The sequence below is a fragment of the Pseudomonas sp. C321 genome, from assembly GCF_055407105.1.
This window is the reverse complement of record NZ_JBUZRB010000010.1, coordinates 117,911-135,908: the sequence shown is the minus strand read 5'-3', so window position 1 is coordinate 135,908 and position 17,998 is coordinate 117,911. Positions and strand designations below refer to the sequence as shown.

Below are 17,998 nucleotides of genomic sequence, written 5' to 3'. Positions count from 1 at the left end.
AGAAAGCCTTACCAAGAGGAACCCCCGCGTGACAGCCAAACCCCACAGCGTCCTGCCGTCACCCTTGCAGACCGCCAGACTGCTGGCCGCCGAATTTGCCCTGACCGCCGTCGAGCGCGACGAGCGCGGCGGCACCCCCAAGGCCGAGCGTGACGCCTTGCGCAACAGCGGCCTGCTGGCCCTGAGCATTCCTACACAATACGGCGGCCTTGGCGCGCGCTGGAGCGAAACCCTCGAAATCGTGCGCGAATTCGCCAAGATCGACAGCTCCATCGCTCACGTTTTCGGTTTTCATCACCTGATGCTGGCCACCGTGCGGCTGTTTTCCCGCCCGGAACAATGGCAACCCTGGTTCGAACAGACCGCCCGCAAAAACTGGTTCTGGGGCAATGCCCTCAACCCTTTGGACACCCGCACCGTGGTCAAGGACTTCGACGGCTGGCGTGAGTTCTCCGGCAAGAAAAGCTTCTGCTCCGGCGCCAGCGACTCACAAATGCTGATCGCCTCGGCAGTTGATGAAAACGCCGGAGGCAAGCTGCTGATCGCCGCCATCCCCAGCGGGCGCAGCGGCATCACCGTGCACAACGACTGGAACAGTATCGGCCAGCGCCAGACCGACAGCGGCAGCGCCAGCTTCGAACGGGTGCGCGTGGAAGAGTCAGAATTGCTGCTGGACCCCGGCCCCCTGAGCACGCCATTCGCCTGCCTACGCCCGCTGATCGCCCAATTGACGTTCACCCACATGTTCCTCGGCATTGCCGAAGGCGCTTTCGAGGAAGCCCGCAACTACACCCTCACCGAAACCCGTCCCTGGCACAAATCCACTGCCCAGGATGTGCGCCAGGACCCTTACATACTCAGCCATTACGGCGATTTCTGGGTCGCGCTGGAAGGTGTGCGACTGCTGGTGGAACGGGCAGCCGACCTGCTAGACCAGGCCTGGGCCAAAGGCCCCAACCTGAGCGAGGACGAGCGCGGCCAACTGGCTATTGCCATCGCCACCGCCAAGGTCGCGGCCACCCGCAATGGCCTGGAACTGTGCAGCCGCCTGTTTGAAGTCACCGGTGCGCGCGCCACCCACGCCTCCCTGCGCCTGGACCGGCACTGGCGCAATCTGCGCACGCAAACCTTGCACGATCCGGTGGACTACAAGCTCCATGAACTGGGCGACTGGGCCTTGAACCAGTCCCTGCCGACTCCGACGTTCTACTCCTAGAGGTGCCCATGCAGCTTTTAACCTTACCGCCCTCGCCCGCTCTCGCGACCTCGATCCGCGCCACCGCGCAAGTCTTCGAGGACCCGAAATCCCAGGCGCTGCTGGCGCATATCCAGCAAGTGGCGCCCAGCGAAGCCAGCGTGCTAATCATCGGCGAAACCGGTACCGGTAAAGAGCTGGTGGCACGCCACATTCACAACCTCAGCGCCCGGCGCAACCGGCCATTCGTGGCAGTCAACTGCGGGGCGTTTTCCGAATCCCTGGTGGAAGCCGAGTTGTTTGGCCATGAAAAAGGCGCCTTTACTGGTGCCCTCAGCGCCAAGGCTGGCTGGTTCGAAGAAGCCGACGGCGGCACCTTGTTCCTCGACGAAATCGGCGACTTGCCGATGGCCATCCAGGTCAAGCTGCTGCGGGTGTTGCAGGAGCGCGAAGTGGTACGCCTGGGCTCACGCAAAAGCATTCCCATTGATGTGCGGGTACTGGCGGCGACCAACGTACAACTGGAAAAGGCCATCAACGCCGGGCATTTCCGCGAGGATCTGTACTACCGCCTCGACGTGGTCAGCCTGGAGCTGAGCCCATTGCGCGACCGCCCCGGCGATATCCTGCCGTTAACCCGGCACTTTATCGAAGCCTACAGCCAGCGCCTGGGCTACGGTTCGATCAGCATCAGCCGCGAGGCCGAGCAAAAACTTAAAACCTACAGTTGGCCAGGCAATATCCGCGAGCTGGAAAACGTCATCCATCACACCCTTTTAATTTGCCGCAATGGCCTGATCGAACGCGACGACCTGCGCCTGTCGAACATGCGCATCGAGCGTCAGGATGACAGTCAGCACGGCATCGATAACAGTGCCGAAGCCTTGCTGCAACGGGCGTTTCAGAAGCTCTTCGAGGAACAGGCCGGCGCCCTGCATGAAAAGGTTGAAGACGCGCTGCTGCGCGCCGCCTACCGCTTCAGTCATTACAACCAGGTGCATACCGCCAACCTGCTCGGCCTGAGCCGCAACGTCACCCGCACCCGCTTGATCAAGATCGGTGAACTGGCAGTGAACAAGCGCCGGCCAGGGGATAACGTGCAAGGAGAACGCATGTTGCACCTATCCATTTAGCCGGCACTGCAACGCGTCGTCATGGCTGCGCTCGATGCTGCGCAGCACCTGGAACGAGCCGAAGGTCACCGCCGTGGCCTGATGGGCGCGAATCAGCGTCCAGAAATCCTCTTCACCCTGTTCAAAGCGCTTGAAGGCCGCTTCGCCATCCTCACGGGAGCGCCATTGCAAGTAGCTGAGCACCCGCCGCCCGTCATCGCTGACCTGCACGCTCGCACTGAGAAAGCCGCCATGCCCCATGGCCAGGCGCTCGCTCTGGGACGACAGGGCCGCCACCAGTGCGGATTGCTGATGGGGTTCGATCTGGAACTCGATCAGTTGGGTAAAGCTGCGACTTCTCTCTGATACCTGCATGAATATTCCCCTCTCACTGTAGGCACAATCTTGCGATTCGATGCAGCGCAGGGTAAAACCTCTAGTTAAGTCAAGGTCAAGGGTTCTTTCGGAGTTTTTTTATGGTCATCAAGGCACTCACCGTCGGCCAACTGGCGGCGCGCAGTGGCGTGGCCGTCACCGCCCTGCACTTCTACGAAACCAAGGGTTTGATCAAAAGCAATCGCAATGCCGGCAATCAGCGGCGTTATCCCCGGGATGTGCTGCGGCGTGTGGTGGTGATCAAGATTGCCCAGCGCCTGGGCATTCCACTGGCGACGATTCATGAGGCCCTGCAAACCCTGCCTGATGGCCGCACGCCAACCGCGGCAGACTGGGAGCGCCTGTCTGCGCTATGGCGTGAGGACCTGGATGAGCGCATCAATAAACTGATGATGCTGCGCGACAAGCTCAATGGCTGTATTGGCTGCGGGTGTCTGTCGCTGGAGGCGTGCCCGTTACGCAATCAGGATGACAAGCTCGGTGAGCGCGGGCCCGGCGCGCAGTTGCTGGAACCAACAACCCCCAACGAATAATCATCGGTTTGGAACCCCGCTTGAATCTAATTGACTGACTGGCAACCGACCGATGCACAGCAAACCGCCTGTTTGCTGTTACAGGGCGCACACCTCGTCGGCTGCCCAGAGGCCACGGAAGGCTTGGCCTATAGTGAAAAGACCGGAAAAACCGGTTTCATTCACAACAACAATCAAGGAGAACAAAATGAGCGTTAAACCTATCCCCGAGGGCTACCACAGCATCACGCCCTACCTGGGAATCGACAAAGCCGCTGAAGCCATCGAGTTCTACAAGAAAGCCTTTGGCGCCACCGAAATCATGCGCCTGGACATGCCCGACGGCAAGATTGGGCACGCTGAACTGCGCATTGGCGATTCGGCGATCATGCTGGCTTCGCCCTGTGGCGAAATGGCCTTTGGCAGTCCTGGGAAAGAGCACACCAGCGTCGCTCTGCATTTGTATGTCAACGATGTCGACGCGCAGTACAAACAGGCCGTTGCGGCCGGTGGCGTCGTGATCTCAGAACCCAAGGACCAGTTTTACGGCGACCGCTCCGGGACGCTGAAAGATCCGTTCGGGCATGTATGGTTCCTGGCCTCCCGCAAGGAGGATTTGACGGTGGAACAAGTTCGCCAGCGTGCCGAGGAGATGTTCAAGCAAGGCTAAGCGCCAAGGCAGGAGCGGGTACGCTCGCTCCTGTAACACACCTCATGAACACCCCCGCCACGCTTTCCCCGATGCAGTGTGATTTCAGAACGCCCCGTAAATGCGTATCTGAAACATTTACTTTCATATCTAGCTTAGGGTTTTTTGATTCTCATCCGTCTTAACCTAGATACAGCCTGTCGCGTAAGCAAAAGCTACGACCGGCCTTTCCCGGGCCTTCACTGCCCCCCTCCGATCAAGACCCCCTATTAACATGTTGAAAAAGTCGCGTTCCAAACTCTGGTTTCTCGTACACAGCTGGCTGGCATTGCCCATCTGGTTCTTCGTACTGATCGTCTGCGTCACCGGTACCCTGGCGGTGGTCAGCCAGGAAATCGTCTGGCTGGCCAACCCGGACATGCGGGCCAGCAAGCCGTCGGACGATGCCGAACCCCTCAGTTATGACCAGGTCATTGCCGCCATCAAACGCGCTGAGCCCAAGGCCATTGTCGAATCCCTGAGCCGCCCGGACGAATCACATTTCGCCCTGAACGTTGACGTCAGCTACCCCGATGGCCGCTCCGTATCGGTGTACGTCAATCCATACACCGGCGTGATCCAGGGCATCAGCCCCGCGTTCAACTTCCAACAATTCACCCGTGCCCTTCACGGCTGGTGGCTGGTGCCGTTCACTAATGGCTTCAGCTGGGGCTGGTACCTGGTGTCGTTTTTGGGGCTGCCGATGCTGGCCTCGCTGGTCACCGGCCTTGTGGTCTACAAGCGCTTCTGGAAAGGCTTCTTCAAGCCAACCCTGCGCTTCAACCATGGTGCGCGAATCTTCTGGGGTGATTTCCACCGGCTGAGCGGCATCTGGTCGATCTGGTTTATCGCCGTTATTTCCATCACCGGTACCTGGTTCATGATCCAGGCGATTCTGGGGGACAACCAGATCACCATTTCCAGCCAGCCGGTGGTACCGGTGATTTCCCGGGACAAGGTGCCGATGTCCAGCCCTGGCGTACCTTCACCGATGATTCCCCTGGACGACGCAATCAACATTGCCACCCAGCGTATTCCGGGGCTTGAGGCCAGCTTCGTGAGTCTGCCGAGCAACGCCTACAGCCATTTGCGCATCGGCGGGAGGGGCTGGTACCCGTTGATGTTCCAGACTGCGGAGATCAACCCCTACAGTGGCGAAATCGCCGCCTCGCACCTGCTGTCCGACCGCTCGGCCCTTGAGTTCGTCACCGAATCCATGCGCCCGCTGCACACCGGTGACTTTGGCGGGATCTGGATCAAGCTGATCTGGTTCTTCTTCGGCCTGTTGCTGAGCATGATGGTCTTGAGCGGCCTGCTGATCTGGAGCAAGCGCACGGCCCTGGCCACCTTCCACGCCCTCAAGCGCAGCGCCAAAGCGACCCGGCAAACGACGCAGATCCCCGCCATGCAGGCTGAAATCCCGGAGGGCAACCAATGAGCAAGGCCACTACCGTTCAACCGCCCTCGCCCCTGCGGGCCTTTTGGCTTAAATGGCGCTTTCACATCAATATCCTGCTGTTGCTGGTGCCCCTGGGCTTCATGCCCAAGTACTTTGCCGACGCCGCACTGTTTCGCGGTGACAGCGGCCTGGGTCAACGGGAAATCGGCGAAGTGCAGGTCGGCCCCTGGAGCATCAGGCTGGCCGAGTTTCGTAATGAACCTCCGGCGCCGAACCCGGCGGGCCCCATGAAGTTCTTCAACGCAGCCCTATGCGCCACCTGCGGCGATCAGGTCAAGGCCACCTACTTGCGTATCGGCAAGCCGCGCAGCCTGCGGGCCGCCGGGGTAATTTTCTTCGGCACCCCATACCGCATGGGCGCTGGATTGCCCATTCCAGAACGTACCCCGCCCGACGCCGAACTGTGGATCACCATGGAAGGCTGGGACGGCAGCATGCAACAGGCTTCCATTCCCTTGAGCCAGGCCTCGCCTGCCACCGTCGCCTGGCTGAACAAGCAAGGAGTTAAACCATGACTTTGATGCACCTGACCCGTGCCTGCGCCGCGCTGATCCTCTGTGCCGGCTTCAGCACCTACGCCCTGGCCCACAACCCGATGTGCGAATGCAAGGAAATCCCCGGCGAGCAGATCCAATGCACCGGCGGCTTTTCCGACGGCAGCGGCGCGCCCGGCGTGACCCTGGATGTGATCGGCTACGACGAAACCATCCTGGTGCCCGGCAAGCTGGGTGAAGACTCGACCCTGACTTTCAAGAAACCTTCCGCCGAGTTCTACGTGCTGTTTGACGCCGGCCCCGGCCACGTTGTCGAGATCGACCAAGCGGATATCCAAGGCCAATGACTGCCGTGACTAAAGGAAGCACGCAAATCGTCCGCCCGGCCGGAGCCGGGCACGAAACCCTCTACGTCCTGCTGTTGTGCCTGATCATCCTGGCCGTATCTGGCACAGTGGTGGCGTTGCACGGCGAAACCCAGGAAGTCCATGTCGTGGACAGCCACCAACTGGACGCCCGCCGCGACCTGAGCGCCGCCGAACAAGGTATCTACGCCGACCTGCGGGTGACCCTGGATGAAATCCACTTGCTCCAGCAGGAGCAAAGCGCTCTGCCCACCCCGACACAACTGGCCGAAGAAGGCTTTGCACCCTTCGCCCAGGATGCCAGTTCGGTAAGCCGTGGCGACCACCGCTGGCAGTTGCTGGAGCCTGCGGCCTACCTGGGCTTAAGCCAGACGCCCGAGGCCAGCGGCTCGCTGCTGATGCGGGTGAGCGGCGCCGAACCGGATATCTGGCTCAATCGCCGAGCCAACCTTGCGGCACCGACCGACCTCACTGACCAGGCGTTGATCGACGCTGGCTGGCAACAGGTGGTTGCGCAATTCGATGCCGGCGTCACCCGTCAGCACCGCCACTGAATTCACGCTGTATCCGAGAGAAGACCGATTGCCCATGTCTATTTCATCTCCATTGCTGCGCCTGCTGCTGGTAGGCCTGTTTACCGTGTTACTGGCGCCGCTGGCCAGTGCAGAGCAAACCAAACGCCTGCGCATCGGCATCACCCTGCACCCTTATTACAGCTACGTGGCCAACATCGTCGGCGACAAGGCCGAGGTGGTGCCGCTGATTCCGGCCGGCTTCAACCCCCACGCCTACGAGCCTCGCGCCGAAGACATCAAGCGCATCGGCACCCTGGACGTAATCGTGCTAAACGGCGTCGGCCACGATGACTTTGCCGACCGCATGATCGCCACCAGCGAGCGCCCGGACATCCCGGTGATCGAAGCCAACGCCAACGTGCCGCTGCTGGCCGCCACCGGCAATGCCGCCCGTGGCGCAGGCAAGGTGGTCAACCCGCACACCTTCCTGTCCATCAGCGCATCCATTGCCCAGGTCAACAACATCGCCCGGGAACTGGGCAAGCTCGACCCGGACAATGCCAAGACCTACACCCAAAACGCCCGTGCCTACGGCAAACGCCTGCGCCAGATGCGCGCCGACGCCCTGGCCAAGTTGACCAGCGCCCCCAACGCCGACCTGCGCGTAGCGACGGTGCACGCCGCCTATGACTACCTGCTGCGCGAGTTTGGCCTGGAAGTCACCGCCGTGGTTGAACCGGCCCACGGTATCGAACCAAGCCCGAGCCAGTTGAAGAAGACCATCGACCAACTGCGGGAACTGGACGTAAAAGTAATTTTCTCGGAAATGGACTTCCCTTCCAGCTACGTCGACACCATCCAGCGTGAATCCGGGGTCAAGCTGTACCCGCTGTCGCATATTTCCTATGGCGAATACAGCGCTGAAAAATATGAAGTGGAAATGACCGGCAACCTCAATACCGTGGTTCGGGCAATCCAGGAGGCAGGGGCATGACGGCGGTCGAACACCTGCAGGTCGCAAGCGTTGGCCCGACCCTGGATTTCAACAAGGTTTCACTGACCCTCGGCCGCACCATCATCCTCGACGATGTGAGCTTCCAGGTGCAGCCAGGCAGCATCCACGCCCTGGTAGGCCCCAACGGCGGCGGCAAAAGCTCACTGATAAAGACGCTGCTGGGGCAAACCCCGCACCAGGGTCAACTAAGCCTGCACTGGCCCGAAGCGCCCGGCACCATTGGCTATGTGCCTCAGGCCCTGGAATTCGACCGGGGCCTGCCGATGACCGTCGACGACTTCATGGCCGCCATGTGCCAGCGCCGCCCGGCCTTCCTTGGCTTGTCTCGACATTACGCCGGGGCGATTGGCGAGGCGCTGGAGCGGGTCGGCATGCAGGACAAACGCAAACGGCGCATGGGTGCGCTGTCCGGCGGTGAACGCCAGCGGGTGCTGCTGGCCCAGGGCTTGATCCCGGCGCCGCAATTGCTGGTATTGGATGAGCCAATGTCAGCCCTCGACGAGGCCGGCATCCAGGTGTTTGAGCGCCTGCTGAGCGTCTGGCGCCAGGCCGGGATCACCGTGCTGTGGATCGAACACGACCTGGAAGCCGTCGGCCGCCTGGCAGACCGGGTTACCGGGCTGAATCGCCGTGTGCTGTTTGATGCAACACCCAAAGAGGCACTGACGCCGGATCGTCTGCTGACGCTGTTCTCCACTCACCCACGGAGCACACCTCTATGAGCTACGAAGCCTTTCGCCTGATGGTCCAGGGCTGGGCGTCTTCCGGGTATCTGCCGGAAGCGCTGGCCTATGGCTTCGTGGTCAACGCATTGTTGGCCGGGCTATTGATCGGCCCGGTGCTGGGCGGTTTGGGCACCCTGGTGGTGGTCAAGCGCTTTGCGTTCTTTTCCGAAGCTGTCGGCCATGCCGCGCTGACCGGCGTGGCCGTGGGTATTCTACTGGGGGAACCCTACACCGGGCCTTATGGCAGCCTGTTCGGCTACTGCCTGTTGTTCGGCATCCTGCTCAACTACCTGCGCAACCGCACAGGGCTGGCGCCGGACACGTTGATCGGCGTATTCCTTTCAGTATCCCTGGCCCTGGGAGCGAGCCTGCTGCTGATTCTCGCGGGCAAGATCAATGTGCATATTCTGGAAAACGTGTTGTTTGGTTCGGTGCTGACGGTTAACGGTAATGACCTGCTGGTGCTGGCGGTGGTCGGCTCCCTGGTGATGGCCCTGGCCCTGCCGCTGTACAACCGCATCATGCTCGCCAGCTTCAACCCGCAACTGGCCGCGGTGCGTGGTGTGGCGGTGAAGACCCTGGACTATCTGTTCGTGATCCTGGTGACGCTAATCACCGTGGCCGCGGTCAAGGTGATCGGCGCGATCCTGGTAGGCGCCCTGCTGGTGATCCCGGCCGCCGCCGCGCGCTTGCTAAGCCAGTCCCTCAAGGGCTTCTTCTGGATCTCGGTGGTCATTGCCACGATCAGCACCTTGTGCGGGATTCTGTTGCCGATCATCTTCGACCTGCCCATCCCGTCCGGTGCTGCGATCATTCTGGTCGCCGGTATCGCCTTCGCCCTCGCCGCCATCGCGCGCGGCACGGTCCCCAGCCTGAAAGGGAATCTCGGATAATGCGCCTTGCTCTACGCCCGCTGGCCCTGGCCATCGCTTGCTTGATCAGCACCCCACTGTTGGCCGCCGACGGCTTCAAACCGCTGCAAATCGCCGCCAACCAAGGGGTTGGCCATGCCGCCCTCAACAAGGCCAAAGCGATAAAACCGGTGAAGGTCCTGGCGGCCTTGCCGATCACCTACGGCCTGGCCGAAGCCTTGCTCAAAGGCACCCACGTGACCCTTGAGCGAGCGGCGCCAGCGAACCTGCCTGGGTCTCGCCAGACCGCCTATTTCACCGGTCGCGGCGCCCCGGCGCTGCACACCCTGGCCCTGGACGCCGACGCAGCCATCGGCCTGCGCTCGCTGTGGCCGGATGACCCGTTATATCCGGTAGCCCGGCGCAGCAATATCCGCATCGTCGAGGTCGACGCCGCGCGCCCGGTGGACGGCGGTCTGCCGGGGATCGCCGTGCAACCGGGCTCTGCCGATGGCCTGAACAGCCAGCCGTGGCAAGCCAGCAACAACCTGGGCCGCATGGCCGATGTGATGGCCGCCGACCTGGGCCGCCTGGCGCCGGACGCCAAGGCGCAGATCGACAGCAACCTGGCCAGCCTCAAGCAACGACTGCTCAAGCTCAGCGCAGAAAGCGAGGCGCGACTGGGCAAGGCCGACAACCTGAGTGTGGTCAGCCTGAGCGATCATTTTGGTTATCTGGTCAGCGGGTTGAATCTGGAATTGGTCAGCACCGACGCGCGGGCAGATACCGAATGGACGGCGGAGGCGCTTGAGCAGTTGAGTGCCAGCTTGAAGGACAACGACGTGGCACTGGTGCTGCATCATCGCCAGCCCGCCGATGCGGTGAAAGCGGCAATCAGTGCCGGTGGCTCGCAGTTGTTGGTGTTAAGCACCGACGGTGCCGATCCGGTGGCGGAGCTGGAAGGGAATGTGGATCAGGTGATCAAGGCGCTGGCACCCTGACCCTGATACGCAAGCACAGTTGAGAGCGTTCCCACGCTCTGCGTGGGAATGATCATTTCAGCCAGCAACCACCTGGCTGTCCATCTTTTGGCGCAAGCTCAGCGGACGCATATCGGTCCACACCTCTTCGATGTAGGCCAGGCATTCTTTCTTCATTCCGCTTTTACCCACGGTGCGCCAACCCTGTGGCACAGCCTTGTAGTCAGGCCAGATGGAATACTGTTCTTCATGGTTGACCACCACCTGAAAGAGGATGTCTTCGCGGTCAAATACTGAGGTCATTGCTGTTCTCCGTCACTGAAAGGCTGGCTGCGCACCACGCGCAACACTGATGTAGTAGAAACGTACCGCCGTCTGGAAAAATTAGAGGCTGGCCACCGCCGCCTTCAGGGCACGGCCAAAAATCTCCGCCACCCGGTCGATTTCCGGAGCAGTGATGACCAGCGGCGGCAGGAAGCGCACCACGCTGCCATGGCGCCCGCCCAGCTCAAGGATCAACCCACGCTTGAGGCATTCACGCTGCACCAGCGGCGCCAATTGCCGATGAGCGGGCGGATGCCCCTGGGTATCCGGCGTGCCGTTCGGGTCCACCAGTTCCACGCCAAGCATCAGGCCACGGCCGCGAATATCGCCCATGTGAGGGAAGTCGCACTGCAGGATGCGCAGATGCTCACCGAGGCGCTCGCCCATGGCCGCTGCGTGATCGGGAATGTTGTGTTCCTTGAGGTAGCGCATCACCGCCGAACCTGCGGCCATGGCCATCTGATTGCCGCGAAAGGTCCCGGCGTGGGCCCCCGGCAGCCAGGTGTCGAGCCAATCGCGATAGACCACCACCGCCAGCGGCAAACTGCCACCGATGGCCTTGGACAGCACCACCACGTCCGGAATAATGCCGGCATGCTCGAAAGCAAACATCTTGCCGGTACGACCGAAACCACTCTGAATTTCATCGACGATCAAGGCCACACCGGCCTGTTCGGTAATCCGCCGCAGGCCGCGCAGCCAGTCAAGGTCCGCCGGGATCACGCCGCCTTCGCCCTGGACCACTTCGACGATCACCGCCGCTGGCAGCAACACGCCTGCTTCCGGGTCGTTGAGCAGGTTTTCCAGATAGTGCAGGTTGACCTTGACCCCTTGCGCACCACCCAAACCGAACGGGCAGCGATAGTCATAGGGAAACGGCAAGAATTGCACACCATTGGCCAGCAAGGCGCCGAGGGGCTTTTTCGGCCCCAGGCTACCCATCAGGCTCAGCGCGCCCTGGCTCATGCCGTGATAACCGCCCTGGAACGACAACACCGTGCTGCGGCCGGTGGCGGTGCGTACCAGTTTCAGCGCGGCCTCCACCGCATCGGTGCCGGTCGGGCCGCAGAATTGAATCTTCGCTTCCCGCGCCAACTCCGCCGGCAGCAGCCCGAACAGGTCCTGGACAAACTGGTCCTTGACCGGCGTGGTCAGGTCCAGGGTGTGCAAGGGCAATTCATCGATCAGTACCTGCTGGATTGCCTCGATCACCACCGGATGGTTGTGACCCAGCGCCAGGGTGCCAGCACCGGCCAGGCAGTCAATAAAACTACGACCTTCGACGTCTTCGACATAAATCCCCCGCGCCCGCTTGAGGGCCAGGGGAATGCGTCGAGGATAACTGCGGGCGTTGGACTCCTGCTGGCGCTGGCGGGCCAACAGCGGTGAATCATCGAACTGATAGAGCGTTTCCGCAGGCTGTGGGCTGACACACACCTGCAAATCTTCAGTACGGCTGGTAGCGACTGACATCTCTCGACCCCTCAATACGCTGATGATGGTGACCAAACTGCCAACCCGTCGGCGCCTGGCCCAGGAGGGCATGCGCACGGATTTCCTGTTTTGGAAACGCATCAACAAGGAGAGGATTTACACCCGCAGCGTTAAAACCTACCGCTAAAGAACTAGCCACCTACAGGAATGTGAGAATTTTCCTCAACTGCCCGTGTATTTTTCATTCAACGCATAAAGAATCGCGCAGGTTTCAGTGTCCATCCGCCCGCAATAATCGGTGGGCCAAAAGTGCATCTGGAACGCCCGAGGATGTCGGTAGAACCGAACGGGGCCGGAAAATGGCGGTAACTATTTTTGGTGTGTGGATTTTTGAAAAGCAGCTGTCAGCGCCGCAGCGGCATCCCCAGGTCGACGCGCAGGCCATCAGCCTGACTGTCGAACTTCAGTGAGCAAGAGCAGCGCTGCACGATAGCTTGCACAATCGCCAGCCCCAGGCCGCAACCGGCGCTGTTGCCGTTGCGCCAGAAGCGTTGGGTCAAGTGTTGCAAGTCTTCACTGGAAATCGGCGCACCATGGTCGCGCACGCGGAACACCACACTGTCGGCGGCGGTAAATACGCTCAACTCCACCCGCGTATCTACCGGTGTATGGCGCAAGGCGTTGTCCAGCAAGTTGCGCAAGGCGGCAACGGCCAGGCCCACCGGCATTTCCACCGGGGCCTCGGACACATTGTCCGGCAGGATCAGGTCGATCCGCCGATTGTCCCCGGCATTGGCGTCCTGAATCGCCAGACGCGCCACTTGCTCGGCACTCGATTGCAAACCGTCGTCAAATGACAGGCTGCCCTCGACACGCGCCAGCAACAGCAATTGCTCAAGGGTGTGGTGCAGACGGTCGGCGCCCTCCTCGGCGTGGGCCAGGGACTGGTCGCGGGCCGCACCGTCGGTCATGCGCGCCACTTGCAGGTGGGTCTTGATCGCCGTCAGCGGGCTGCGCAGTTCGTGGGCGGCGTCGCCGGTCAAGCGCCGTTCGCGCTCGATGGTCTTGGCGATGCGCTGCAACAGCAGGTTTTGGGTGTCGAGCAGAGGTTTGAGCTCGCTGGGCAGAGGATGAATCTGCAACGGTTCCAGGGAATCGGCGCTGCGGCGCATCAAGGCGTCGCGCATACGGTTGAGCGGCAGCAGGCTCTGGCCGATGCCCAGCCACAACAGGCACAGGCAGCCCAGCAGCGCCACGCCGACGGGCACCGACGCCGCCAGCAGGATCGACATGTTCAAGGCTTCGCGCTCCACTTGACGGTCGGCGGTGGTGATAAATAAATCTCCACGGGCCAGGGTGAAGCTACGCCAGACCGTGCCGTCAATCATCTGATCGCGAAAGCCGCTCTTCTGGGACTCCAGGCCCTGATCAGGCGTGGTGTGGCTGCGGGCCAGAATTTCCCCGCGCAAGGAACTGACCTGGCACGCCATGCCGCCAGGAACATTCAGTTGTTCGGCGCTCAGATGGGTGCCCTCGCCCTTGCTCGCCAGCTCCGGCAACTGTTCCATCAACCCTGCCACCATGCGCGCCGAGGCCACCAGCCGCTGATCCAGGGAGAACATCATCTGGTTGCGCAGGTCGTTGAGCATCCAGGCCGCCGCCAGGGCCCAGATCAGCACAAAGGCGGCGCCCAGCTTGAAGGTCAGCCGCAGGCGCAAGCTCATCACGAAGCGTCCTCTCCACCATTAGCCGGGCCCAAGCGATAGCCCAGGCCGCGCACGGTCTCGACGATGCCATTGCCCAATTTGCGCCGCAGGTGATGGATATGCACGTTCAAGGCGTTACTTTCCAGTTCATCATTAAGCCCGTAGACGCTGTCTTTGAGCTGCTCGCTGGACAGCACCCGGCCAGGATTTTGCAGCAAGGCCTGCAACAGCGCCTGCTCGCGGCGAGACAGGTCCACCGGCTGGCCGCCCAGCAAGGTTTCGCGGCTGCTGGGGTTGTAGCTCAGGCGGCCATGTTCGATCAGGTTGACACTGCGCCCGGCGACCCGTCGCAACAAGGTGTGCAGGCGTGCTGCAAGCTCGCGCAGGTCGAACGGCTTGAGCAGGTAATCGTCGGCACCGGCCTGCAGGCCATCGACACGGTTGGTTACCGAGTCCCGCGCCGTGAGGATCAGCACCGGAATTTCCAGGCCCTGGCTACGCAGTTGCTGCAACAGTTTCAGGCCGTCTTCATCCGGCAGGCCGAGGTCGAGTACCATCACGTCAAATTCAGCCACCTTGAGCATCGCCCGGGCAGCGGCGGCGGTGCCGACGCGCTCGACCGTCAGGCCCTGGGCGCTGAGGCCGGCAACAATGCCACTGGCGATCAGCTCATCGTCTTCACAGACCAGTACGTGCATGGTGAGCCCTTTGCAAAAATAGTGATTAGAAGACCGGCGGATTAAGCGCGCATTATGCCCTTGATAAGGGCAGCATCAGAAAATCCGTACACCTTAGAATAACCCCGGTTAATCATCGGTTAATCAACACCACACATTGTGTGTCCCTCTTGCATCGAACTAAGGCTTGACCATGCGGCATTTGTTTATCTTCCTGCTGGTATTGTTCGCTGGATTCGCCCAGGCCGCACCTGGCAACAATCCTTTCGAGACCAAACCCGATTTCCTCCCGGTGGGCAAAGCCTTCACCTTTACCTCTGAGCGCCTGGCTTCCGGCGAAACCCAGTTGTATTGGCAGATTGCCGACGGTTATTACCTGTACCAGCAGCGCATGAAGTTCGACGGCCTGGCCGAAAAGCCGGTGTTGCCGGAAGGCGAATCCCACAGTGACGAGTTCTTCGGTGAGCAGCAAGTCTATCGCCAGGGCCTTGAAGTGAAGATTCCGGCAGACGCCACCGGCCAGATCAAGCTGAGCTGGCAGGGCTGCGCCGATGCTGGCCTGTGCTACCCGCCGCAATCGCTCACCGTCGACCTGGGCGGCAACCCCGCCGTCTCTGCCACCAGTGAAGCCCAAGACCAGAGCCTGGCCAGTGGACTGCAACAACGCAGCCTGGGCTGGAGCCTGCTGGTGTTCTTCGGCCTGGGCCTGTTGCTGGCCTTCGCCCCCTGCTCCTTGCCGATGCTGCCGATCCTTGCCGGGCTGGTAGTCGGCAGCGGCGCCAGCCCGCGGCGCGGGTTTGCCCTGGCCACCAGCTACGTGGTGTGCATGGCGCTGATCTATGCCGCGCTGGGCGTGCTGGCCGCACTGTTGGGCGCCAACCTGGCTGCCTTGTTGCAAACACCCTGGATCCTCGGCAGCTTCGCCGCGCTGTTTGTGATCCTCGCCTTGCCGATGTTCGGTTTCTTCGAGTTGCAATTGCCGACGTTCCTGCGTGATCGCCTGGATAACGCCAGCCGTAAGCAAAACGGCGGCAGCCTGATCGGTGCCGGGGTGCTGGGCGCCTTGTCCGGCCTGCTGGTGGGCCCGTGCATGACCGCGCCCCTGGCTGGCGCCCTGCTGTATATCGCCCAGAGCGGTAACGCCCTGCACGGCGGCTTGATTCTGTTTGCCATGGGCATCGGCATCGGTATACCGCTGTTGTTACTGGTGACCGTGGGCAATCGCTTCCTGCCCAAACCCGGCACCTGGATGAACGTGCTCAAGGGCATCTTCGGCTTCCTGTTCCTCGCCACGGCGGTGCTGATGATCCGGCCGGTGGTAGGTGAAACCCTGTGGATTGGTTTGTGGGGCGTGCTGGCGCTGGTCATGGCCTACTGCGGCTGGCGCCTGGCCCGCGATTACGGACGTGTCTCCATGGTCCTGGGCGCTGGTTCGCTGGTGCTGGGGCTGTGGGGTGGCATGTTGGCAGTGGGTGCGGCCGGAGGCAGCGATGACCTGTGGCAACCGCTGAAGGTCTATAGCGGCTCGCGGGGCGCCAGCGCGCCGACAGCCCATGACGCCTTCGTCACCATCAACAACCCGACCGCGCTGCAAAGCCAACTGGACAGCGCCAAGGCTCAGGGTCAATGGGTGCTGCTGGACTACTACGCCGACTGGTGCGTGTCGTGCAAGATCATGGAAAAGCAGGTATTCGGCAAACCCGAAGTGCTGGACGCCCTCAAGGACGTGCGCCTGCTGCGCCTGGACGTCACCGCCGACAATGCCGCCAGCCGCGAACTAATGGGGCGCTACAAGGTGCCGGGGCCACCGAGCTTCGTCTGGATTGCCCCCGACGGTGAGGAGCGCCGCAGCCAGCGCATCACTGGTGAAGTGAACGCCGAGACCTTCCTGCAACGCTGGACCCAGACCCGGGACGCCCTCTGATGCTGACCTTCACCATCGGCACCTTTGCCATCGCATTGAACCATCTGTTGCTGATCAGTGCGCTGATCCTCGCCACACTGGTGGGCTGGCGTGTGGCCAAGCGCGGTGGCGAGAACCCGGAATCGGTACTGTTCAGCCTGTTCCTGCTGGGCATGTTGAGCGCACGCATCAGCTTTGTGCTGATGTACTGGGCGTACTACCGTGACGACCCGCTGCAAATCATCGACCTGCGCGACGGCGGCTTTCTCGCCTGGCCGGGGGTTATCGTGCTGGTGCTCGGTGCGCTGCTGTGGGGCTGGCGTCGCCCGGCCCTGCGCAAACCGTTGAGCGCCGGGGTGATCACCGGGCTGGCATTCTGGGCGCTGACCAGTTTTTCCCTGAATATCTATGAAAAAGGCACGCGCCTGCCGGACATCAGCCTGCGCAATGCCAATGGTGAAACCGTGCAGCTGGCCGACTATCAGGGCGGGCCACTGGTGATCAACCTCTGGGCCACCTGGTGCCCGCCGTGCCGACGGGAAATGCCCGTGCTGGAAAACGCCCAGAAACAACGGCCTGACGTGACCTTTCTGTTCGTCAACCAGGCCGAAAGCATGCAAAGCGTCATCACCTACCTGGCCACCCAGGGCCTGAACCTGGACAACGTACTGTTCGACGCCAGTGGCCGCCTCGGGCAGGCCGTAGGCTCCATGGCCTTGCCGACCACGCTGTTTTATCAACCCGACGGACGCCTGATCAACAGTCACCTGGGCGAACTGTCCCAGGCCAGCCTGGCCCGCGCCATGGAACACTTTGAGACCGACGCCACCTCCGCCAAGCCGGCCCCAACAAGGAAACCCCTATGCCCCGCCTCCGCCACCTGCTGACCCTGCTGCCCCTGACCCTCGCCGCCACCCTGGCCCACGCCGAAGAATGGCCGGCGCCCATCAAGCAAATCGAAGCCAAGGGCGCCAAGATCGTCGGCAGCTTCGACGCGCCGAGCGGCCTCAAGGGCTACGCCGCGCAATACCAGAACCGTGGCATGGCGCTGTACCTCACCGCCGACGGTAAACATGTGATCGCCGGCAACCTGTACGACGAAGGCGGCAACGACCTTAGCACCGCACCCCTGGAAAAGCTGGTGTACGCACCGATGGCCAAGGAAGTCTGGGCCAAGATGGAACAGAGCAGCTGGATCCAGGACGGTAACAAGGATGCCCCGCGCACCGTCTACCTGTTCAGTGACCCCAACTGCCCGTACTGCAACATGTTCTGGGAACAGGCACGGCCGTGGGTGAAGGCTGGCAAGGTGCAGTTGCGGCACATTATGGTCGGGATTATTCGCGAAGACAGCCCGGGCAAGTCGGCGGCGCTGCTGGCCAGCAAGGACACGCAAAAAGCCCTGCAAGAGCATGAAGCCGCCGGCAAAGGCAGCAAGCTCAAGGCGCTGGACAAGATTCCTGCCGAGATCCAGGCCAAGCTCGATGCCAATATGCAATTGATGCAAGAGTTGGAGTTGTCGGCGACGCCGGCGATTTTCTATCTGGATGACAAGGGCCAGTTGCAGCAACAGCAAGGGGCGCCGTCGCCGGATAAGTTGGTGAAAATTCTGGGGGCGAAGTGACTTGAAAAAGAAAATGCTCCTGC

22 protein-coding genes and 1 pseudogene are annotated in these 17,998 nt (G+C 61.7%); 17 read left to right on the top strand and 6 right to left on the bottom strand.

The annotated features are described in order from the left end of the window. Positions 1-28: 28 nt before the first annotated feature. Positions 29-1,216 (top strand): acyl-CoA dehydrogenase family protein, encoded by a 1,188-nt coding sequence (locus ACZRJ6_RS23420; protein WP_463970212.1) that lies wholly within the window; start codon positions 29-31, stop codon positions 1,214-1,216. An 8-nt stretch (positions 1,217-1,224) separates the two neighbouring features. Then, complete coding sequence (locus ACZRJ6_RS23415) at positions 1,225-2,328, top strand: sigma-54 interaction domain-containing protein (RefSeq protein ID WP_463970213.1); 1,104 nt, start codon at positions 1,225-1,227, stop codon at positions 2,326-2,328. Here ACZRJ6_RS23415 and ACZRJ6_RS23410 read toward each other — a convergent pair. After that, positions 2,317-2,682: an antibiotic biosynthesis monooxygenase gene (locus tag ACZRJ6_RS23410; protein ID WP_463970214.1), complete on the bottom strand. Its 366-nt coding sequence runs from the start codon at positions 2,680-2,682 to the stop codon at positions 2,317-2,319. The two genes, ACZRJ6_RS23415 and ACZRJ6_RS23410, sit on opposite strands and share 12 nt — an antisense overlap. A gap of 101 nt (positions 2,683-2,783) precedes the next feature. Between ACZRJ6_RS23410 and soxR the strand changes: the two genes are divergently transcribed. From soxR to ACZRJ6_RS23355, 11 genes are all read left to right on the top strand, one after another. Beyond that, a complete protein-coding gene (gene soxR / locus ACZRJ6_RS23405; protein ID WP_463970215.1) occupies positions 2,784-3,236 on the top strand; it encodes a redox-sensitive transcriptional activator SoxR in 453 nt (150 codons plus the stop codon). A gap of 30 nt (positions 3,237-3,266) precedes the next feature. After that, entirely contained in the window at positions 3,267-3,434 is a 168-nt protein-coding gene (locus ACZRJ6_RS23400; RefSeq protein WP_463970216.1) for a hypothetical protein, read from the top strand. After that, on the top strand, positions 3,424-3,885 hold the full coding sequence (locus ACZRJ6_RS23395) for a VOC family protein (RefSeq protein ID WP_463970217.1): 462 nt from the start codon (positions 3,424-3,426) through the stop codon (positions 3,883-3,885). Before ACZRJ6_RS23400 ends, ACZRJ6_RS23395 begins: the two co-directional genes overlap by 11 nt. Positions 3,886-4,138: 253 nt before the next feature. Continuing rightward, on the top strand, positions 4,139-5,341 hold the full coding sequence (locus tag ACZRJ6_RS23390) for a PepSY-associated TM helix domain-containing protein (RefSeq protein WP_463970218.1): 1,203 nt from the start codon (positions 4,139-4,141) through the stop codon (positions 5,339-5,341). Continuing rightward, complete coding sequence (locus tag ACZRJ6_RS23385) at positions 5,338-5,877, top strand: thiamine pyrophosphate-binding protein (protein ID WP_463970219.1); 540 nt, start codon at positions 5,338-5,340, stop codon at positions 5,875-5,877. Before ACZRJ6_RS23390 ends, ACZRJ6_RS23385 begins: the two co-directional genes overlap by 4 nt. After that, complete coding sequence (locus ACZRJ6_RS23380) at positions 5,874-6,203, top strand: hypothetical protein (RefSeq protein WP_133098791.1); 330 nt, start codon at positions 5,874-5,876, stop codon at positions 6,201-6,203. Before ACZRJ6_RS23385 ends, ACZRJ6_RS23380 begins: the two co-directional genes overlap by 4 nt. Before the next feature lie 5 nt (positions 6,204-6,208). After that, positions 6,209-6,775, top strand: a complete 567-nt coding sequence (locus ACZRJ6_RS23375; protein ID WP_463970220.1) for a DUF6162 family protein — start codon at positions 6,209-6,211, stop codon at positions 6,773-6,775. Between the two features lie 34 nt (positions 6,776-6,809). Then, complete coding sequence (locus ACZRJ6_RS23370; RefSeq protein ID WP_133098793.1) at positions 6,810-7,730, top strand: metal ABC transporter substrate-binding protein; 921 nt, start codon at positions 6,810-6,812, stop codon at positions 7,728-7,730. Then, positions 7,727-8,473 carry a metal ABC transporter ATP-binding protein gene (locus ACZRJ6_RS23365; RefSeq protein WP_149414705.1) on the top strand — a complete coding sequence of 249 codons (747 nt, stop codon included), beginning with the start codon at positions 7,727-7,729 and terminating at the stop codon, positions 8,471-8,473. The genes ACZRJ6_RS23370 and ACZRJ6_RS23365 overlap by 4 nt, the downstream gene beginning before the upstream one ends. Continuing rightward, positions 8,470-9,369, top strand: coding sequence for a metal ABC transporter permease (locus ACZRJ6_RS23360; RefSeq protein ID WP_133098795.1), 900 nt, complete (start codon positions 8,470-8,472; stop codon positions 9,367-9,369). Before ACZRJ6_RS23365 ends, ACZRJ6_RS23360 begins: the two co-directional genes overlap by 4 nt. After that, positions 9,369-10,328: a metal ABC transporter solute-binding protein, Zn/Mn family gene (locus tag ACZRJ6_RS23355; RefSeq protein WP_463970221.1), complete on the top strand. Its 960-nt coding sequence runs from the start codon at positions 9,369-9,371 to the stop codon at positions 10,326-10,328. The genes ACZRJ6_RS23360 and ACZRJ6_RS23355 overlap by 1 nt, the downstream gene beginning before the upstream one ends. Before the next feature lie 57 nt (positions 10,329-10,385). Here ACZRJ6_RS23355 and ACZRJ6_RS23350 read toward each other — a convergent pair whose 3' ends face one another. Continuing rightward, positions 10,386-10,610 (bottom strand): MbtH family protein, encoded by a 225-nt coding sequence (locus tag ACZRJ6_RS23350; RefSeq protein ID WP_149414703.1) that lies wholly within the window; start codon positions 10,608-10,610, stop codon positions 10,386-10,388. Between the two features lie 81 nt (positions 10,611-10,691). Then, the gene (locus ACZRJ6_RS23345) at positions 10,692-12,104 is read right to left on the bottom strand and encodes a diaminobutyrate--2-oxoglutarate transaminase (protein WP_463970222.1); all 1,413 of its coding nucleotides are present in this window, start codon (positions 12,102-12,104) and stop codon (positions 10,692-10,694) included. Positions 12,105-12,126: 22 nt separating this feature from the next. On the opposite strand from ACZRJ6_RS23345, the gene ACZRJ6_RS23340 reads away from it, so the two are divergent. Next, on the top strand, positions 12,127-12,252 hold the full coding sequence (locus ACZRJ6_RS23340; protein ID WP_463970223.1) for a hypothetical protein: 126 nt from the start codon (positions 12,127-12,129) through the stop codon (positions 12,250-12,252). 35 nt (positions 12,253-12,287) lie between these two features. Here the strand turns inward: ACZRJ6_RS23340 and ACZRJ6_RS23335 are convergent. The 3 genes and pseudogenes from ACZRJ6_RS23335 to ACZRJ6_RS23325 form a co-directional block, all read right to left on the bottom strand. Beyond that, a pseudogene (locus tag ACZRJ6_RS23335) lies at positions 12,288-12,407 on the bottom strand (N-acetylmuramoyl-L-alanine amidase); the annotation flags it as partial. 62 nt (positions 12,408-12,469) lie between these two features. Beyond that, positions 12,470-13,789, bottom strand: coding sequence for an ATP-binding protein (locus ACZRJ6_RS23330; protein ID WP_463970224.1), 1,320 nt, complete (start codon positions 13,787-13,789; stop codon positions 12,470-12,472). Next, entirely contained in the window at positions 13,789-14,469 is a 681-nt protein-coding gene (locus ACZRJ6_RS23325) for a response regulator (protein ID WP_149414700.1), read from the bottom strand. Before ACZRJ6_RS23325 ends, ACZRJ6_RS23330 begins: the two co-directional genes overlap by 1 nt. Positions 14,470-14,641: 172 nt before the next feature. On the opposite strand from ACZRJ6_RS23325, the gene dsbD reads away from it, so the two are divergent. From dsbD to dsbG, 3 genes are read left to right on the top strand one after another with little or no spacing between them, the layout of a single operon-like run. Further along, positions 14,642-16,372, top strand: coding sequence for a protein-disulfide reductase DsbD (gene dsbD / locus ACZRJ6_RS23320; protein WP_463970225.1), 1,731 nt, complete (start codon positions 14,642-14,644; stop codon positions 16,370-16,372). Next, a complete protein-coding gene (locus ACZRJ6_RS23315; RefSeq protein ID WP_463970226.1) occupies positions 16,372-17,238 on the top strand; it encodes a TlpA family protein disulfide reductase in 867 nt (288 codons plus the stop codon). The genes dsbD and ACZRJ6_RS23315 overlap by 1 nt, the downstream gene beginning before the upstream one ends. Continuing rightward, positions 17,214-17,975: a thiol:disulfide interchange protein DsbG gene (gene dsbG, locus ACZRJ6_RS23310; RefSeq protein WP_463970227.1), complete on the top strand. Its 762-nt coding sequence runs from the start codon at positions 17,214-17,216 to the stop codon at positions 17,973-17,975. Before ACZRJ6_RS23315 ends, dsbG begins: the two co-directional genes overlap by 25 nt. Positions 17,976-17,998 lie beyond the last annotated feature (23 nt).

Excerpts from the sequence above, each read along its gene's own strand:
- ACZRJ6_RS23415 (WP_463970213.1), top strand. The coding sequence starts at position 1,225 with ATGCAGCTTTTAACCTTACCGCCCTCGCCCGCTCTCGCGACCTCGATC.
- ACZRJ6_RS23410 (WP_463970214.1), bottom strand. The coding sequence starts at position 2,682 with ATGCAGGTATCAGAGAGAAGTCGCAGCTTTACCCAACTGATCGAGTTC.
- soxR (WP_463970215.1), top strand. The coding sequence starts at position 2,784 with ATGGTCATCAAGGCACTCACCGTCGGCCAACTGGCGGCGCGCAGTGGC.
- ACZRJ6_RS23395 (WP_463970217.1), top strand. The coding sequence starts at position 3,424 with ATGAGCGTTAAACCTATCCCCGAGGGCTACCACAGCATCACGCCCTAC.
- ACZRJ6_RS23390 (WP_463970218.1), top strand. The coding sequence starts at position 4,139 with ATGTTGAAAAAGTCGCGTTCCAAACTCTGGTTTCTCGTACACAGCTGG.
- ACZRJ6_RS23385 (WP_463970219.1), top strand. The coding sequence starts at position 5,338 with ATGAGCAAGGCCACTACCGTTCAACCGCCCTCGCCCCTGCGGGCCTTT.
- ACZRJ6_RS23380 (WP_133098791.1), top strand. The coding sequence starts at position 5,874 with ATGACTTTGATGCACCTGACCCGTGCCTGCGCCGCGCTGATCCTCTGT.
- ACZRJ6_RS23370 (WP_133098793.1), top strand. The coding sequence starts at position 6,810 with ATGTCTATTTCATCTCCATTGCTGCGCCTGCTGCTGGTAGGCCTGTTT.
- ACZRJ6_RS23365 (WP_149414705.1), top strand. The coding sequence starts at position 7,727 with ATGACGGCGGTCGAACACCTGCAGGTCGCAAGCGTTGGCCCGACCCTG.
- ACZRJ6_RS23360 (WP_133098795.1), top strand. The coding sequence starts at position 8,470 with ATGAGCTACGAAGCCTTTCGCCTGATGGTCCAGGGCTGGGCGTCTTCC.
- ACZRJ6_RS23355 (WP_463970221.1), top strand. The coding sequence starts at position 9,369 with ATGCGCCTTGCTCTACGCCCGCTGGCCCTGGCCATCGCTTGCTTGATC.
- ACZRJ6_RS23350 (WP_149414703.1), bottom strand. The coding sequence starts at position 10,610 with ATGACCTCAGTATTTGACCGCGAAGACATCCTCTTTCAGGTGGTGGTC.
- ACZRJ6_RS23345 (WP_463970222.1), bottom strand. The coding sequence starts at position 12,104 with ATGTCAGTCGCTACCAGCCGTACTGAAGATTTGCAGGTGTGTGTCAGC.
- ACZRJ6_RS23340 (WP_463970223.1), top strand. The coding sequence starts at position 12,127 with ATGATGGTGACCAAACTGCCAACCCGTCGGCGCCTGGCCCAGGAGGGC.
- ACZRJ6_RS23330 (WP_463970224.1), bottom strand. The coding sequence starts at position 13,789 with ATGAGCTTGCGCCTGCGGCTGACCTTCAAGCTGGGCGCCGCCTTTGTG.
- ACZRJ6_RS23325 (WP_149414700.1), bottom strand. The coding sequence starts at position 14,469 with ATGCACGTACTGGTCTGTGAAGACGATGAGCTGATCGCCAGTGGCATT.
- dsbD (WP_463970225.1), top strand. The coding sequence starts at position 14,642 with ATGCGGCATTTGTTTATCTTCCTGCTGGTATTGTTCGCTGGATTCGCC.
- ACZRJ6_RS23315 (WP_463970226.1), top strand. The coding sequence starts at position 16,372 with ATGCTGACCTTCACCATCGGCACCTTTGCCATCGCATTGAACCATCTG.
- dsbG (WP_463970227.1), top strand. The coding sequence starts at position 17,214 with ATGCCCCGCCTCCGCCACCTGCTGACCCTGCTGCCCCTGACCCTCGCC.